We start from the raw sequence: 14,112 nt of genomic DNA on the forward strand, positions 1-14,112 counted from the left end.
TCGGCGGGCGCGCCCTGCCGCAGCAACTCAAAGGGGGCGCAGCGTCTCGCCATTGGCAAAGAGGTGCAGATGCTCGGCCGCGGCGCTCAGCGTCACCTCGGAGCCACGCAGCTCACGGTGGATCCCCGGCAGTTTCGCGACGATCTGGGCGGTGGTGCCGGAATCGGCGGCCTCCCCCTCGATCGCGGCGGCGACACCGCTCTCGGGCGCGTCGGGCCGGTCGAGGTAGAGCAGCGTCACCTCGCCCAATGCCTCGGTGATCGCGACCTTGCCGCGATATAGGAAGCTTTCGTCGCCCGGCGCGGCGGGGACCAGATGCTCGGGGCGGACGCCCAGGTTGACGCGCTGGCGCATCCGGTCGGCGGTTGTGGGAATGTCGACCCAGGCCCGGCCGCCGCCGATCAGTTCGACCTGCGTGCGCGTGCCGGTCTGGGTGATCGACCCAGGCAGCAGGTTCATCGCGGGCGAGCCGATGAAGCGGGCCACGAACTCGTTGCGGGGCCGCTCGTAAAGTTCCAGCGGCGTGCCCACCTGGCTGATCCCGCCGCCTGCCAGCACGACGATGCGGCTGGCAAGCGTCATCGCCTCGACCTGGTCGTGGGTGACGTAGATCATGGTGGAATTGGGCATCGCCTCCTTCAGCTGGGCAATCTCGATCCGCGTGGCGACGCGCAGGGCTGCGTCGAGGTTCGAGAGCGGCTCGTCGAACAGATAAACCTTGGGATCGCGGACGATGGCGCGGCCGATGGCAACGCGCTGGCGCTGCCCGCCCGACAGCGCCTTGGGCAGGCGGTCGAGATAGGGGGTCAGTTGCAGGATGGCGGCCGCGTTCTCCACGGCGGCAGCGATGTCGTCGCGCGCCATGCCGGCAATGCGCAGGGCAAAGCCCATGTTCTCGCGCACCGTCATGTGCGGGTAAAGCGCGTATGACTGAAACACCATGGCGATGCCACGCTGTGCGGGGGGCACGTCGTTGACCAGCCGGTCGTCGATATGCAGGCTGCCGGCGCTGATCCGCTCCAGCCCCGCGATCATCCGCAGCAGGGTGGACTTGCCACAGCCCGAGGGCCCGACAAAGACGATCAGCTCGCCGGTCTTGATATCCAGGTCGATGTCGCGAAGCACGCGCACGTCGCCATAGGATTTCGCGACCCCGCTCAGGGTGACATCAGCCATCGGCGCCCTCCTCCTCGGCCAGCATATAGCATGGCTGCCAGCCGGCTAGATGCAGGCGGCCCTCGGCGCTCCAGGCCTGGCCGCCGATCTCGGTGCCGACCTGGCGCCAGCGCCCGGGCGGCAGCGCGACCTCGGCCTCGGTGCCCGACAGGTTGAAGGCGCAAAACAGGGTCTGGCCCGCGTGCGAGCGGGTGAAATGCAGGATGTCGCCGGTGGCCTCGACCTTGCCCTGGCTGCCCTTGATCAGGGCCGGCTGGCCGCGGCGGAACGTCAGCATCCGGCGGTAATGGTGCAGGATCGCGGCCGGATCGGCCTCCTGCCGCGCCACCGACAGCTCCAGGTGGGGCTGGGCCACGGGCAGCCAGGGCGTGCCGGTGGTGAAGCCGCCCTGGGGGGTGTCGCCTTCCCAGACCATGGGCGTGCGGCACCCGTCGCGCCCCTTGAACTCGGGCCAGAACTCTATCCCGTAGGGGTCCTTCAGATCCTCGAAGGCGACATCGGCCTCGGGCAGGCCCAGCTCCTCGCCCTGGAAGATGCAGACCGAGCCGCGCAGGCTCATCAGCAGGCAGGTGAACTGGCGCAGCCCGGCCGGGCACAGGTTCCATCGCGAGCCGTGGCGCACCACGTCATGGTTGGAAAAGGCCCAGCAGGCCCAGCCGTCCGGTCCCAGGCGGTCCATCTCGGCGAAGACGGAGGCAAAGCGCGCGGCCACAGGCTGTTCCTGGGCCAGAAACTCGAAGGCATAGCACATCTGAACGAAGTCGTTGCCCGTGGTGTAGGCGCCCAGAAGTTCCATTCCGCGCTGCGCATCTCCCACCTCGCCGACGGCGGCGGCGCCATGTTCGTTCAGCACCATCCGCAACCGGCGCAGAAACTCCAGGTTCTCGGGCTGGTTCTTGGAATAGAGATGCTCCTGATGGTTGTAGGGGTTCACGACCGGCGCGATGGACGAATTTCGAAGTTCGGGCGCCAGCGGAGGATTGTCCCGCAAGTCCTTGTCTGCGAAATAGAAGTTGATGGTGTCCAGGCGAAAACCATCGACCCCCAGCCCCATCCAGAAGCGGGTCACGTCCAACAGCGCGTCCTGCACCGCGGGCGCGTGGAAATTCAGGTCCGGCTGGGAGGCCAGGAAGTTGTGCAGGTAGTATTGGCAACGCCGTCCATCCCATTGCCAGGCTGGTCCGCCGAAGATCGACAGCCAGTTGTTGGGCGGTGTGCCGTCGGGCTTGGGATCAGCCCAGACATACCAGTCGGATTTCGGGTTGTCGCGGGACCGGCGGCTTTCCTTGAACCAGGCGTGCTGGTCCGAGGTGTGGCTGAGCACCAGGTCGATCATCACCTTCAGGCCCAGCTCATGGGCCGTGCGCACCAGCTCGCGAAAGTCGTCGATCGTGCCGAACATCGGGTCGACGCCGCGATAATCGCTGACGTCATAGCCGAAGTCCTTCATCGGAGAGGTGAAGAAGGGCGAGATCCAGATCGCGTCCACCCCCAGCCCCGCCACATAAGGCAGCCGCCGGGTGATGCCTTGCAAATCGCCGATGCCGTCGCCGTTGCTATCCTGAAACGAACGCGGGTAGATCTGATAGATCACCGCGCCGCGCCACCAATCCGCATCCTTTGCCAGGATGTCGTTCTGCTCGATAGAAGCCATCTTGTTCATGGGAATACTCATCCACCTTTGACGGAGCCGGCCAGCAGGCCGCGCACCAGATATTTCTGCATTGCGAAAAAGACCGCGATCGGCACCGCGATCGACACGAAGGCCGAGGCCGCCAGTATCTCCCACTCACCCCCCTTGGAGCCCAGAAGCTCGCGCAGGCGGCCGGTCATCACCAGCTGGTCCTCGTTGTTGCCAAGAAACACGGTCGCGACCAGCAGATCGTTCCATACCCAGAGGAACTGGAAGATCGCGAAGGAGGCAAGCGCGGGATAGGAAAGCGGCAGCACGATGCGCAGGAAGATCTGGAAATCCGTGGCCCCGTCGACCCGCGCGCTTTCGATAATCTCGCGGGGCAAGCCCGCGATATAGTTGCGCAAAAGATAGATCGCCAGGGGTAGCCCGAAGGCCGTGTGCGCCATCCAGATCCCCAGGTAGGCCTTGCCGATCCCTATGCTGTTGTGAAGCCGCAGAAGCGGAATCAGCGTCATCTGAAGCGGCACGACCAGCAGCCCCACCACCACCGCCAGAAGCAGCGCGCGGCCCGGAAACTCCATCCAGGCCAGGGCGTAGGCCGCGAAGGCCGCGATCAGGATCGGGATCACCGTGGCCGGGATCGTCACCGTCATCGTGTTCAGAAAGGACCGTCCGATCCCTTCCGAGAAGAGGACCGTGCGATAGTTCTCGACCGTCCAGCGCGGCGGCTCTTTCGAGGTGACGAACAGGCGGGTGCCGCGCCGACCCTCTGGCTGCTGCTCGCTGGCGATGCGGTATTGGCCGTCGGCCTGCACGGTTATGCGCGCATCTCCCCGCTCGGCCACGTCGCCGGGGGCAAAGGCGGTCGGGCTGCGCGACGAGACACCGAAGGCCGTGACGGTGCCGGCGCCCTCCTCCTCGTCGAAGACATTGCCCTCGATGATCCATTCGCCGCCTTCCTGCCGGGCCGCGTCGGGGGCCTTGGAGCGGGCGACCAGGTTGCGCTCGGCCGGGGCCAGGGCGGTCCACCAGCCCGAGGTCGAGATCTGGTCCCGGTCCCGGAAGGACGAGATCAGCAGACCCGCCGTCGGGATCGTCCACAGCACCACCAGCAGCACCACCGACAGGTGGACCGCCCAGGCAAGCGCCGGGCTGCGCCCGGCAATGGCGTTGGATGCACTCACCGGCGCTCCTCCTTGCGGACGTTGCGGATGTTCCAGACCATGATCGGCGTCACCAGCAGCATGATGACCAGCGCGATGGTCGAGGCGCGGCCGAAATCGCCACCCCGGAACATCCAGTCGAACATGAGGTTGGCCAGCACCTGGCTGCCCCACTGGCCGTTGGTCATGGCCAGAACGATGTCGAAGACCTTCAGCACCAGAATGGTGATGGTGGTCCAGACCACGGCGATGGTGCCCCAGATCTGCGGCACCTTGATGCGCCAGAAGATCTGTAGCGGGCTGGCACCGTCCAGCACGGCCGCCTCGATCGTCTCCTCGGGGATGCCACGCAGGGCGGCCGACAGGATGACCATGGCAAAGCCGGTCTGGATCCAGATCAGGATGACCATCAGGAAGAAGTTGTTCCAGAAGGGCGTGGTGATCCACGCCTCGGGGCTGCCGCCCAGGGCCACCACCACCGCGTTCAGCAGGCCGATCTGGTCGCTGCCCTCGCCGCGATAGTCATAGACGAATTTCCAGATGACCGAGGCGCCGACAAAGCTGATGGCCATGGGCATGAAGATCAGCGCCTTGGCGAAACTGCCCCAGCGGATGCGGTCGGTCAGCGCCGCCGCGATCAGGCCGAAGAAGGTCGAGGCCGCCGGCACCACAATCAGCCAAAGGGCATTGTTGCCCAGCGACTCGCGGAATTTCTCGTCCCCCGCCAGCCAGCGCCAGTTGTCGCCGCCGACGAAACGGGTGCCGCTGGCGTCGGTGAAGCTGAGCCAGATCGAGTTGAGGACCGGGTAGACCAGGTAGATGCCAAGCACGGCCAGCGCCGGGAACAGGAAAAGCCAGGGGCGGATGGCATTGGCGCGGTTGATGTTGCGACCCGCGTTCTCGCCCCGGGCGGGCAATGCCGCGTCCAGCACCCGGTTGGCGACGAAGAAATAGGCCACGCAGCCGAAGACGCCCGCCGTCATCGTGAAAAGGGCCCACATGATCTGTTCCATCAGCCCTCCTCGCCGGGGTGCCGGTTGCCGTGACGACGATGCCTGTCACCTGGTGTTCCGCAGAGTGTTCTGCGGGAGTTGTCGTGATCGGGGCCGCGCACGCCAAGCAGCGCGCGCGGCCCCTTTTGGGTTTACTCGACCGACTTCCAGGTTTCCTCGATCTGGGTCGCGACGGCCTTGGCGTCGGCCCCGCCGGCATAGTCGACCATGCCGGTCCAGAAGGCGCCCGCGCCGATGGCACCGGGCATCAGGTCCGAGCCGTCAAAGCGGAAGGTGTCAGCCTCCAGCAGGATCTGGTTCATCTTCTTCAGGGTCGGATCGCCGAAGACCTCGGTGTTGACGCCCTTGTGCGGGGTCAGGAAGCCCTTCTGCGCCATCCACACCTCGTGGGCGATGGGGCTTTGCAGGAACTTGATGAAGGCCTGCGCGCCCTTGCTGTCCTCGGTGATGCCGAAGACGGTGCCGCCGCCCAGAACGGGCTTGCCCAGGTCCTTGCCCGCATAGGCGGGGAAGTAGAAGAAATCGGCGTCCTCGCCCACCAGCGTCCCCTCGGGGAAGAAGGCGGGGATGAAGCTTGCCTGGCGGTGCATGTAGCACTTGGGCGGCGAGGAGAAGAGGCCCTTGGGGCTGTCGCGGAAATCGGTCGAGGCCACGGCACCCGAGCCGCCGTCGACATATTTCTCGTTACGCGCGAAGGCGCCGAATTCCTCGATGGCGGCCACGACGGCCGGGTCATCGAAGGGAATCTCGTGGTTGACCCACTTGTCGTAGACGTCGGGCGACTGGGTGCGCAGCATCAGATCCTCGACCCAGTCGGTCGCGGGCCAGCCGGTCGCACCGCCGGACCCGAGGCCGATGCACCAGGGCGTGCCGCCGTCGGCGACGATCTGGTCGGACAGGGCCTTCAGGTCTTCCATGGTCTCGGGCACCTCATAGCCGGCGTCCTCGAAATTCTCGGGGACGTACCAGACTAGGGATTTGACGTCGGACTTGTAGAAAAAGCCGTAAAGATCCTCGTTCCCGTCGGGGCCGGCAAAGGTGCCCAGGTCGACCCAGGACTGCCCGGCGGCGTAGTTCTCGCGCACCCAATCCTCGGTCCCTTCGGCAAGCGGGGTCAGGTGGCCCTTCGCGGCCAGATCCGAAGCCAGGCCCGGCTGGGGAAAGATCGCCACGTTGGGCGGCGAGCCGGCGCCGGTGTCGATCACGATCTGCTGCTCGAAACTGTCCGAGCCGGAATAGGTCGCCTTGGCGCCGGTGGCGGCGTTGAAATAGGACACCACCGAATCGAAGAGGTCCTTGTCGGGGCCCATCCACGGACCGAAGATGCGGATCTCCTCACCCTCGACGCCCAGGTCCTTGAGGCCCTCGAAACTGTCCCAGTTGAAGGCGCCCTCGCCCGGCGCGAACGGCAGATGCTGCTCGGCCAGGGCGGCTTGCGCCCCCATGCCGGTTCCCAGCGCGGCGACGGCAGCGGCCGTCCAAAACAGTCGATTCATGAGTCTCCCTCCCTGATCCCGTGATCCCCGATGACGGGGCGCGCCAAACTTTTCAAAGCGCTTTGGTCGCGTAACCGTTGCCTTACTCGATGGTTGCTGTCAAACGATAACAAGCAAAGAGCCTTACAAATGCCAGTTTACACAACGATCCCATGCCCGCCCCTCGCCGCCGCACCCTTTCCCGGAACCTGCGCACATCCCCGGAGCACGTGGATTTCATTGACCGATTCCAAATCGCTTTGAGCAGGGTGTCCCGATGAACCTCAAGCAACTCGCGGAACAGCTGGGCCTTTCCCAGACCACCGTCAGCCGCGCCCTCAACGGCTACCCCGAGGTCAGCGACGCCACCCGCCGCCGGGTGCAGGAGGCCGCACAGCGTTTCAACTATCGCCCTAACGCCCGCGCCCGCAGCCTCGCGACCGGCAACTCGATGATCGTGGGCCACGTCATCCCCGTCTCGGACCGGCACGAGATGGTGAACCCGGTCTTCATGGATTTCATCGCCGGCGCCGGCGAATGCTACACCCGCGCGGGTTATGACATTCTGCTGTCGGTCGTGACCGACGACGACGAGGCCCGCACCTACCGCCGCCTGGCCAAGGATGGCATCGTCGACGGCGTCATCGTCCACGGTCCCCGGCACGAGGATCCCCGCGTGCCGCTGCTGCAATCGCTGGGCCTGCCCTTCGTGGTTCACGGGCGCACCCTGGCGACAGATCCTGCTTTCTCGTGGCTGGATATCGACAACACCCGATCCTTCCGGCGGGCGACCGGGCTGCTGACCGACCTGGGGCACCGGCGCATTGCCCTTCTCAACGGGTTGGAATGGATGGATTTCGCCCAGCGGCGGCGCGAGGGCTACCTTCAGGGCCTGGCCGACGCGGGGCTGACCATGCGCCCCGAACTGATGCACAGCGACGAGATGACTGAGGATTTCGGCCATGATGTCGCCGCCCGCCTGCTGGACGGGTCCGAACCGCCGACCGCCTTCCTGGTGTCTTCGTGCATCACCGCGCTTGGCGTGCGCCGCGCGGTCGAGACGCGGGGGATGAGTGTGGGGCGCGACGTGTCGATCGTCACCCATGACGATGACCTGTCCTATCTTGGCAACCGGGGCGATGTGCCCAGCTTTACCGCCACCCGCTCTTCGGTGCGGCAGGCCGGGCGCCGCTGTGCCGAGATCCTGCTGGGCCTGATCGCCTCCCGGCAGGAGGATCAGCCCACGCCACCGGTGCAGGAGCTGTGGGAATCCCAGCTATTGGTCGGCCGCTCCACCGGCCCGGCCCGCGACCGGGCAGAAGGCACGACATGATGACGGAAGGACCCTCGGCAATGACGGACCGGGCGGAGGCCGACACGCGGCCCGACCTGCTTGTGGATCTGGGCGGAACCAATTCCCGCGTCGGGCTGGCGCGGGACGGGGTGCTGATCCACGACAGCATCCGCCGCATCGCCAATGGCGATCACCCCTCGCTTGCCTCGGTTTTGCACAGCTACCTGGCTGAAGAGACGGGGCCGCGCCCGCGCGCTCTGGCCGTGGCCCTGGCCGGCCCGGTCGAGGGGCGGCACGGCGCGATGACAAACCTTGCCTGGCAGATTGATGCGGACGGGCTGATGGCCGAATTCGGGCTGGAGCGGGCCGAGCTGATGAACGACCTTCAGGCCCAGGCCCTGGCCCTGCCGCGCCTTGACGATGGCGCGCTGCGCCCCCTGCTGGCCGCCGCCCGCCCCCCGGCACCGGCGCTGCGGGGCGAGCGGCTGGTCGCGGGCATCGGCACCGGGTTCAACGCCGCCATGCTGTTCGGCGCCCGGCCCGGGCGGGGCGCCTTCAGCCCCGCCTCGGAATCCGGTCACGTAAACATGGTGGTGCAGGACGAGGATGATCTGGCCCTGGCACGGTTTTTGGCCGGTCCCGGTGGCTTTGCCTCGGCCGAGGATGTGCTGTCGGGCCGGGGCCTGGCCGCGGTGCACCGCTTTGCCGCCGAACGCGCGGGCGCGCCCCTGCCCGACGATTGGCAGGCCGCCCAGACCGTCGCCGCCATCGGCCGGGCGGAGGCGCCTGCCCTCCACGCGGCACGGCTTTTCACCCGTCAGCTTGGCGCGGTTCTGGGAAACCTGGCGCTGGTCCAGCTTCCCCGCGGCGGCATTGTCCTGGCAGGGGGCGTCGCGCGGGCCATGGCGCCGCACCTGGCCGCCTGCGGCCTGGCCGATGCCTTCCGCGACAAGGGCCGCTTCGGCCCGTTCATGGAACAGTTCTCGATTTCGGTGCTGGACGACGACTTCGCCGCCCTGACGGGCTGCGCCGAGATTCTGCGCCCCGCCGGGGCCTAGCCGGGCACCCGGAAGGTCAGGCTGGCCCAGAGCGATTCCCACACCGCCTCCAGCGCCTTGGCCTTGATCGGGTCGGGCTCTCGCATGACCACCGCGTCCACAAGATAGCGATGGCCGGGCTTGACCGGCACCGTGACCTCGCCGGCCGCGTCCGTGCGCAGCATGAAGCTGGTGACGCTGTCGTCGGGGGCCTTCTCGAACACTTCGACCTGGGTGTCGGCGCGGGGGTCGCGCTTGTAATAGACCGTGACGGGCAGACCGCCCGACATGTCGTCCACGTAAGGATTGGCGCGGGCCACGATCTCGGTCACCAGACCGTAATGCTGATCCGCGCCGCCGCCCTGCCCCACCTGTACCAGCGACTTGGCGTGGCGCGAGTAAAGCTCGACAAAGCCCGCGTCGGGCAGGCCCCGCTCGGCGTGACGCTCCAGCGCCCAGGCGAAATCCTTGTGGGTGACGAAGGAGGTGAAGGTCTCCAGGTCCTTGTAGCGCAGCTTGGTGTCGTTGGTGGATTCGATCAGCACGTTCAGCCCCTCGCCCAGGGACGCGGTGTCGATGGCCGGAATGTCCCCCGGACGCCCCTCGACCCGGCGCAGGCGGTTGCCCTGGGCAATGTCCAGCCGCGTGAAGCTGCGCGGAAGGTAGCTGTAGGCGCTGCCCTTGAAGTCCTGGCCGACGCGAACGTTGGCGACGATCCGGTCGCCGGGCGCGGGCTGATAGTCGACCGGGTCGATCCAGAACTCGTGGCCCTGCGCGGAAACTGTGCTAAGCACCGACAAGATCGCAGCAGTGACAACAGGCAAGATACGCATGAATAATCCTTTTTCTTCGGGCCTTACAATGGCGCGGGGGACCCGTTCGTCAAGCCATCTCGCGGCTTTGCTTGCCCTGTTCACGACCTTTTGGCTGATGTGCCTGGCCGGCCTTGCCGCCGCCCACGAGCTGCGCCCGGCGGTCGGCGATTTCGCGATCCGCGAGGACACGGTCGAGTGGAAGCTGCGCCTGAGCGCCGAGGCATTGCTGGCCGATATCGACATGGAAGGCATCTTCGACACCGATGAGGATGCCAATGCCGCCACCTACGACAGCCTGCGCGCCCTGCCGGCCGAGGACATCCAGCAAAGGTTCCGCGCCCAGTGGGAGCGGATCGGCAAGGGCTTTGTCGCCCGCGCCGCCGGTGCCGACCTGCCGATCGAGCTGGTCGACATCCAGGTCCCCGGCCCCGGCGACCTGAGCCTTGCACGCGACAGCAACATCCAGCTTCGCGTCGCCCTGCCCGACGGTGCCCCGGCCGTGCAGCTTGGCTGGGTCGCGGCCTATGGCCCGCTGGTCCTGCGTCAGGAAGGCCCGGAAGAGACCGCCTATACCGGCTACCTGACCGGGGGCGAGCTGACGCCACCGATCCCGCGCAACGGCTCGGCCCGGCAAAGCAGCCTTCGCGCCTTTGCCGAGTTCGTCTACATCGGATTCGAGCATATCGTGCCCAAGGGCCTCGATCACATCCTCTTCGTGCTGGGGCTTTTCCTTCTTTCGCTGCGCCTGCGGCCGCTGCTGATGCAGATCAGCGCCTTCACCCTGGCCCATACCGTGACGCTGGCACTGGGGATCCTGGGCTATGTCAACCTGCCGGCCCAGGTGGTCGAGCCGCTGATCGCCGCCTCGATCGTCTACGTCGCGGTCGAGAACATCCTGATGCGCAAGCTCAGCCCTTGGCGCCCGGCGCTGGTCTTCGGGTTCGGCCTGTTGCACGGGCTTGGCTTTGCCTCGGTGCTGGGCGAGATCGGGCTGGACCCGGCGCGGTTCGCAAGCGGTCTGATCGGGTTCAACATCGGCGTGGAACTGGGCCAGCTTGCGGTCATCGCGGTGGCCTGGCTGCTGTTGGCGCAGCCCTTCGGCCACAAGCCCTGGTATCGCCGGCGGGTGACGATCCCCGCCTCGGCGCTGATCGCGCTGGTCGGCGCCTTCTGGTTCGTCGAGCGGGTGATCTGACCCCCGCCCACCGTTACCCCCGGGCACCGCTGCACAGGGGATCGCGTCCCCGCCGCGGACCCGCGATCACCCCTAGTCGCGCACAACAAGGCGCCCGGTCGCGGTGGGCATATCCTTGCCCACCCCGGCCGCCCTGCTGGACAAGACCGCGCGGCGCCGTCACTCTCCGCCCAGACCGAAGGATCCCCCATGAGCCGCCGCAAGATCATCATCGACACCGACCCCGGGCAGGATGACGCCATCGCCATCCTGCTGGCCCTCGCCAGCCCGGAAGAGCTGGACGTGATGGCGCTGACCGTCGTGGCCGGCAACGTCCCGCTGGAGCTGACCCAGAAGAACGCCCGCAAGATCTGCGAACTGGCGGGCCGCCGCGACCTGCCCGTTTACGCCGGCTGCGACCGCCCGCTGGAACGCCGGCTGGTCACGGCCGAGCATGTCCACGGGCGCACCGGCCTCGACGGGCCCGAGCTGCCCGAGCCGACGATGCCGCTGGCCCCGGCCCATGCCGTCGACTACCTGATCGACACCCTGCGGGCCGAGCCCGAGGGCAGCGTCACCCTCTGCCCGGTCGGCCCCCTGACCAACATCGCCACCGCCCTGCAGCGCGCGCCGGACATCGCCCCCCGCATCGCCGAGATCGTGATGATGGGCGGCGCCTATTTCGCCGTCGGCAACATCACCCCGACGGCCGAATTCAACATCTACGTCGATCCCCATGCCGCCAAGATCGTCTTCGACGCGGGTATTCCGATGACGGTCATGCCGCTGGATGTGACCCACAAGGCGCTGACCACCGCCGACCGGGTCGAGGCGTTCCGCGATCTGGGCACCGAAGTGGGCCGGGCCTGCGCCGCCTGGACCGATTTCTACGAGCGGTTCGACAAGGAAAAATACGCAAGCCCCGGCGCGCCCCTGCACGACCCCTGCGTCATCGCCTACCTGCTGGACCCCAGCCTGTTTTCGGGTCGGCTGGTCAATGTCGAGGTCGAGACCGGGTCCGAGCTGACGATGGGCATGACCGTCGCCGACTGGTGGGGGGTCACCGACCGCCCGGCAAACGCAACCTTCATCGGCGATGTCGATGCCGATGGCTTCTTCCGCCTTCTGACCGAAAGGATCGCCCGCCTGTGAGCGCCGCCCTGCATCTTGCCAATTCCGACGACATGGACCGCCTTCTACCCCTCGTCGATGCCTGCCGGCAGGAGGGGATGACCCCGCCCGCCGCCAAATCCGCGGCCGATGGCGGCGCCGTTGCCGTGGCCGGCAACGCGGCCGTCAAGATCTCGCCGCGGGTGCAGGCCGCTGAAGCCGCCGAGGCCGAGGCCCGCCACGAGGCGCTGCTGGAACTTCTGGGCGGCACGCCGCTGGGGGTGATCTACCTCATCGGGCCGCGCCGGTCGCCGATTGGCTATATCGCCCTGTCCTTCGGCCATTCCATCGCCCGGGGCGGCATCATCGGCTCGGTCGAGGAATTCTACCTGCGCCGCGCCCTGCGGGGCCGCGGCATCGGCACCGAGGTGCTGGGCAACCTTCTGCGGGCCCTGTCGTCCCACGGGCTGCGCGCCCTGCGCGTCGAGACCGAGGCCGACGCCCCCGGCGCGGGCCTTTTCCGCCGCCTTGGCTTCCGCGAGGCCGCCGGGCAGCGCGTGCTGACCCGCGCCCTCTGAAGGACGGGCGCGCTGGTCACCGGCGGCAGGCGTGCTTATCTCTAGGGGTGGCCCGCCTGCACGGCGCGGCCCACACTCACGGATCGACCAAGGACTGCCCCACAAGGATCGTCGCCGCATGAGCCTCAACATCGCCTTCGACAACAGCTATGCCCGCCTGCCCGAGCGTTTCTACGCGCGGCTCGACCCGACGCCGGTCCGTGCCCCCGCCCTGATCCGCCTCAACCACGCGCTGGCGCAGGAGCTGGGCCTCGACCCCGAGGCGCTGGCGCGGCCCGAGGGCGTGGCGATGCTGTCGGGCAATACCCCGCCCCCGGGGTCCGAGCCTCTGGCCATGGCCTATGCCGGGCACCAGTTCGGCGGCTGGGTGCCGCAACTCGGCGACGGACGCGCGATCCTGCTGGGCGAGGTCGTGGACCGCACGGGCACCCGCCGCGACATCCAGTTGAAGGGCGCGGGGCCGACCCCCTTCTCGCGCATGGGCGACGGGCGCGCGGCGCTGGGGCCGGTCCTGCGCGAATACCTGGTTTCCGAGGCGATGCACCGGATGGGCGTCCGCGCCACGCGCGCGCTGGCCGCCGTTGGCTCGGGTGAGCAGGTGATGCGCGAAACCGCCCTGCCCGGCGCCATCCTGACCCGCGTCGCCCGCAGCCACATCCGCGTCGGCACGTTCCAGTTCTTTGCCGCCCGCCAGGACCGCGATGCGTTGCAGGCGCTTTGCGATCATGCCATCGCCCGGCACTACCCCGAGGCTGACGGACCGCTGGGCCTTCTGGATGCCGTGGTCGGCGCCCAGGCCCGTCTGATCGCCCACTGGATGGCGGTGGGTTTCGTCCACGGGGTGATGAACACCGACAACATGTCCATCGCGGGCGAGACCATCGATTTCGGTCCTTGCGCCTTTCTTGACGGCTACCACCCCGAGAAGGTCTTTTCCTCCATCGACCGCCACGGGCGCTATGCCTTCAACCGCCAGGCCGATGTGGCCATGTGGAACCTGGCGCAGCTTGCGACCAGCCTGCTGCCCCTCATCGCCGGCGCGGACGCGACCGAGGCCGAGGGCGAAGAGGCCGTCGCACGCGCGACCGAGGTGATCCACACCTTCCCCGAGCGTTTCCAGGACGCTTGGGCGGGCCGTTTCGCCGCCAAGCTGGGCATCGAGGATCCGACCCAGGACGATGTGGCCTTGATCCATTCGCTGCTGGATGTGATGACCGCCGCCAATGCGGATTTCACCAACATTTTCCGCGCCTTGTCGGGCGACGCCAAGGCCGCCAATCTTGCCCGCCCTGACGAGATCGAGGGGTTCGCCGCCTGGCAAACCCGCTGGCACGAGCGGCTGGGCGGGGCCGACGCCCTTGCCCGCGCGCAAGAGCAGATGCGCGACACCAACCCCGCCGTCATCCCCCGCAACCACCGGATCGAGGCCGTGATCGCGGCCGCCGTCGGCGGTGACATGGCCCCCTTCGGTCAACTGGACGACGCGCTGGCGCGTCCCTTCGATCCGGCGCCCGAGCATGACTGGCTGCGCCATGCGCCGGCGCCGGAGGAAGAGGTGCGCCAGACCTTCTGCGGCACCTGAGGACGGGCGCCGGCCCCGCCCCGCGCCCCCTGAACCACCGCCGCGCCGTGGGTTCCGCC

The 14,112-nt window shown here is 67.7% G+C and carries 12 protein-coding genes; 6 read left to right on the forward strand and 6 right to left on the reverse strand.

Translation table 11 applies throughout. The annotated features are described in order from the left end of the window. Positions 1-27 precede the first annotated feature (27 nt). From CLV77_RS08270 to CLV77_RS08290, 5 genes are all read right to left on the reverse strand, one after another. Positions 28-1,176 carry an ABC transporter ATP-binding protein gene (locus CLV77_RS08270; RefSeq protein WP_076978435.1) on the reverse strand — a complete coding sequence of 383 codons (1,149 nt, stop codon included), beginning with the start codon at positions 1,174-1,176 and terminating at the stop codon, positions 28-30. Beyond that, a complete protein-coding gene (locus tag CLV77_RS08275; RefSeq protein ID WP_416171600.1) occupies positions 1,169-2,839 on the reverse strand; it encodes an alpha-glucosidase in 1,671 nt (556 codons plus the stop codon). The genes CLV77_RS08270 and CLV77_RS08275 overlap by 8 nt, the downstream gene beginning before the upstream one ends. 8 nt (positions 2,840-2,847) lie before the next feature. Next, positions 2,848-3,996: a carbohydrate ABC transporter permease gene (locus CLV77_RS08280; protein WP_100053036.1), complete on the reverse strand. Its 1,149-nt coding sequence runs from the start codon at positions 3,994-3,996 to the stop codon at positions 2,848-2,850. Next, positions 3,993-4,988, reverse strand: coding sequence for a carbohydrate ABC transporter permease (locus CLV77_RS08285; RefSeq protein WP_076978434.1), 996 nt, complete (start codon positions 4,986-4,988; stop codon positions 3,993-3,995). Before CLV77_RS08285 ends, CLV77_RS08280 begins: the two co-directional genes overlap by 4 nt. A gap of 131 nt (positions 4,989-5,119) precedes the next feature. Continuing rightward, positions 5,120-6,484 (reverse strand): ABC transporter substrate-binding protein, encoded by a 1,365-nt coding sequence (locus CLV77_RS08290; RefSeq protein ID WP_076978433.1) that lies wholly within the window; start codon positions 6,482-6,484, stop codon positions 5,120-5,122. Between the two features lie 256 nt (positions 6,485-6,740). On the opposite strand from CLV77_RS08290, the gene CLV77_RS08295 reads away from it, so the two are divergent. Continuing rightward, on the forward strand, positions 6,741-7,796 hold the full coding sequence (locus tag CLV77_RS08295; protein ID WP_076978432.1) for a LacI family DNA-binding transcriptional regulator: 1,056 nt from the start codon (positions 6,741-6,743) through the stop codon (positions 7,794-7,796). Between the two features lie 20 nt (positions 7,797-7,816). Continuing rightward, positions 7,817-8,815: a glucokinase gene (locus tag CLV77_RS08300; protein WP_076978431.1), complete on the forward strand. Its 999-nt coding sequence runs from the start codon at positions 7,817-7,819 to the stop codon at positions 8,813-8,815. On the opposite strand, the gene CLV77_RS08305 is transcribed toward CLV77_RS08300, so the two are convergent. Further along, on the reverse strand, positions 8,812-9,627 hold the full coding sequence (locus CLV77_RS08305; protein ID WP_076978430.1) for a DUF4198 domain-containing protein: 816 nt from the start codon (positions 9,625-9,627) through the stop codon (positions 8,812-8,814). The two genes, CLV77_RS08300 and CLV77_RS08305, sit on opposite strands and share 4 nt — an antisense overlap. A 67-nt stretch (positions 9,628-9,694) precedes the next feature. Here CLV77_RS08305 and CLV77_RS08310 point away from each other — a divergent pair, with 67 nt between their 5' ends. The 4 genes from CLV77_RS08310 to CLV77_RS08325 all read left to right on the forward strand — a co-directional run bounded on the left by CLV77_RS08310 (position 9,695) and on the right by CLV77_RS08325 (position 14,053). Then, entirely contained in the window at positions 9,695-10,804 is a 1,110-nt protein-coding gene (locus CLV77_RS08310; RefSeq protein ID WP_244901589.1) for a HupE/UreJ family protein, read from the forward strand. A gap of 189 nt (positions 10,805-10,993) precedes the next feature. Continuing rightward, positions 10,994-11,935: a nucleoside hydrolase gene (locus CLV77_RS08315; RefSeq protein ID WP_076978428.1), complete on the forward strand. Its 942-nt coding sequence runs from the start codon at positions 10,994-10,996 to the stop codon at positions 11,933-11,935. Then, a complete protein-coding gene (locus tag CLV77_RS08320) occupies positions 11,932-12,471 on the forward strand; it encodes a GNAT family N-acetyltransferase (protein ID WP_236860998.1) in 540 nt (179 codons plus the stop codon). The genes CLV77_RS08315 and CLV77_RS08320 overlap by 4 nt, the downstream gene beginning before the upstream one ends. Positions 12,472-12,589: 118 nt before the next feature. Continuing rightward, entirely contained in the window at positions 12,590-14,053 is a 1,464-nt protein-coding gene (locus CLV77_RS08325; RefSeq protein ID WP_076978427.1) for a protein adenylyltransferase SelO, read from the forward strand. Positions 14,054-14,112: the final 59 nt, after the last annotated feature.

Origin of the sequence: Brevirhabdus pacifica (genome assembly GCF_002797755.1) — a bacterium.
Classification (GTDB): Bacteria; Pseudomonadota; Alphaproteobacteria; order Rhodobacterales; family Rhodobacteraceae; genus Brevirhabdus; species Brevirhabdus pacifica.